A 2,448-nucleotide genomic window follows, 5' to 3' on the forward strand; every position below is an offset into this window, starting at 1 on the left:
CTCGTCCCCCACCACCCCCTCCTCGTCCTCCGGCTGGCAGGACGTGCTGATCCGGCACCTGGAGCCGCTGCTGGGCGGCTTCACCGCCAAGATGGCCATCCAGACCGCCTCGCTGCGGACGCTGAAGCGCCCGCCTGAACAGGTAGGCCTTCAGGACCTCCCGCAGCTGCTGGAGGGCCTCAAGCCCATGCTCAACACGTTCATCGGTGCCCTGCACACGAAGGTCATCCTCACGGAGTTCTCGACGGCCATGGAGAAGTTGCGATGAGTGCCTCCCCTTCCCCGGGCCGCGCCTCCGGGTCGGCGGCTCCCTGGCTGGGCGCCGTCGCGGGGCTCCAGGTCGTCCACCTGCTCGCGGCGGCCACGTTCCTCCAGGACGCGCACCGGCTGTCGCTGACAGGAGACGTGGCGGGCTGGGCCGTGGGCCTGCTGGCCGTGGCGGGCACGCTGGCGGCGACGCTGTCGTTCGCGCCGGGCGACTACCTGCGGCGCGTGTGGGGCCTGCTGACGCTCGGCGCGTTCCTGTCGCTCGTCAGCACGGCCCTGCGCAGCTACTGGATGCACGCGGTGCCGGACGTGCCGTTCGCCAGCTCGCCGCTGCTGCCCGTCCGCATGGTCGTCGTCGTGCTCGCGAACGTGAGCACCACGTTCGCGCTGGTGCTGCTGGCGCGCACCTACCGGCAGTCCGGCCTGGAGCCGCCGCCCAGCTCCCGCGCGACGGTGCTGTGGGCGGTAGCGGCGGTGAGCGCGCTCGCGGTGGGAGGGCCGGCGCTCGTCACGGCGATGGGGCACCTGGGCCAGGGCTTCGCGGCCACGTGCACCGCGGTCATCGCGCTCGCCTCCACGCTGGCGGACATGACGACCATCCTGCTCGTCGCGCCCATCCTGCGCGTCGCGTACATGCTGCGCGGTGGACGGCTGGCCTGGGTGTGGTGGGCCATGGGCGTGTCCGGCGCGGTGTGGCTCCTCTACGACGCGCGCGAGTGGCTGGCGATGGTGCTGCCCGGCAACCCCACCGAGGTCGTGGAGCTGCTGCGCACGCTGCGCACCTCGGGGCTCGCGATGCTGGGGCTCGCCGGGTGGTTGCAGCGCTCCGCCCTCGCCACGTCCCAGCGAGAGTCCCGCGCCAGGCTCGCCGCCCCCACGGGGTGATACGCGTCCCCTGGCGCACGGACACCGACGGCCCGCTCCCGCGCACTTCCGGGGCGGGCCGTCCTGCCTTCACCGCCCGCGAGACACCCGCGAATCGCGTCGCCGCGCACTTCCAGGCGGGCCGCCCTGCCTTCACCGCCCGCGAGACACCCGCGGACCGCGTCGCCGTGACACCGCCATCGCGGCGCCCAGCGCGCCCAGCGTCAGCACGCCCACCCACAGCCCCGCGACGAGCCCCGGCGTCCGGTAGCGCAGGGCCACCGTGTGACGTCCCGCCGGCACCGCCACCGCGCGCACCGCCACGTTGGCGGGGAGGATGGGAGCGGGCTCGCCATCCAGCGTCGCGGACCAGCCGGGCTGATACGCGTCGTTGATCACCAGCACCGCGGGCGCGGCGGCCTCCACGTCCACGCTGAAGCGCTCCGGGGACTCGCGGGTCACCCGCACCGTCCCCGTGCCGGACGCGGGCTCGTGCGGCAGCGGCGTCACGCACTCCACGATGGCGACGTCGCGCGGCGGCAACTCGGGCGCCTTCATCCGCCGCAGGGCCTCGTCGGGCGAGGCCACGCACTCCGGCCGCGCCAGGTGGATCCGCTCGGGGGCGTCCGGATGCGCCAGCAGCGTCACCCCGAAGAGCGCATCCTGGGCATCCACGCGGGCCCCGGGTGGCAGACCCGACGACGCCAGCTCCGTCGTGCGCGCCAGCGTGAAGCGCGTGGACAGGCGCGGCGCAAGCGCCCCGAACCAGCGACCCAGGTCCCCCTGCAGCCTTCGCACCCGCACGCTCTCTCCGGGCAGGTAGCCGCCCGCGCTCTCCAGGCCCCAGAACACCGGCGTGTCCGGCGCGAGCACCACCATCTGCGCCAGGCTCAGCCGGTCCTTGAAGTCGTAGCCGGCCAGCGGTGGCGCGCCGTAGCCCTTCACCACCGTCTGCACCCGCACGGGCTCCCCCGCGGGCACGGACGCGCGGATCCGATCCACGAACGGGGGCGGCGTCTCGAGGATCTCCGCGGGGGACACCTGGTAGAGCGGGCCGTTCTCCAGGAAGAGCGCCACGCCCTGGAGCACCACCAGCCCCGCGCCCAGCCGCGGCCGCCACGCCAGGACCGCGCACAGCAGCGCGAGCCCCGAGGCCGTCCCCGCCATGCGCACCACGTTGCCCGACAGCCCCTCCAGCGCGGCGGCGGGCGCGTCCGGCCAGTGCGGCAGCACCCAGCCGCGCGTCCACACTCCGCCCACGGCCTCGCCCAGCGCGATGGCGGCGCAGACGACCGCCACCCCCACGCCCGCGAGGAT

At 74.9% G+C, this 2,448-nt stretch carries 3 protein-coding genes; 2 read left to right on the top strand and 1 reads right to left on the bottom strand.

Annotation, left to right across the window (positions count from 1 at the left end; all coding sequences use genetic code 11):
* Together D7V93_RS41770 and D7V93_RS41775 are read left to right on the top strand one after the other, a co-directional pair.
* The coding region (locus D7V93_RS41770) for a hypothetical protein (protein WP_244237827.1) at positions 1 to 268 on the top strand (268 nt) is incomplete at its 5' end.
* Positions 265 to 1,152: a hypothetical protein gene (locus tag D7V93_RS41775; RefSeq protein WP_120648532.1), complete on the top strand. Its 888-nt coding sequence runs from the start codon at positions 265 to 267 to the stop codon at positions 1,150 to 1,152. The genes D7V93_RS41770 and D7V93_RS41775, both read left to right, overlap by 4 nt.
* A 132-nt stretch (positions 1,153 to 1,284) precedes the next feature.
* Here D7V93_RS41775 and D7V93_RS41780 read toward each other — a convergent pair.
* A partial coding sequence (locus D7V93_RS41780) for a YfhO family protein (RefSeq protein WP_147451634.1) occupies positions 1,285 to 2,448 on the bottom strand: 1,164 nt, incomplete at its 5' end.

The sequence above is a fragment of the Corallococcus llansteffanensis genome (genome assembly GCF_003612055.1).
Lineage (GTDB): Bacteria > Myxococcota > Myxococcia > Myxococcales > Myxococcaceae > Corallococcus > Corallococcus llansteffanensis.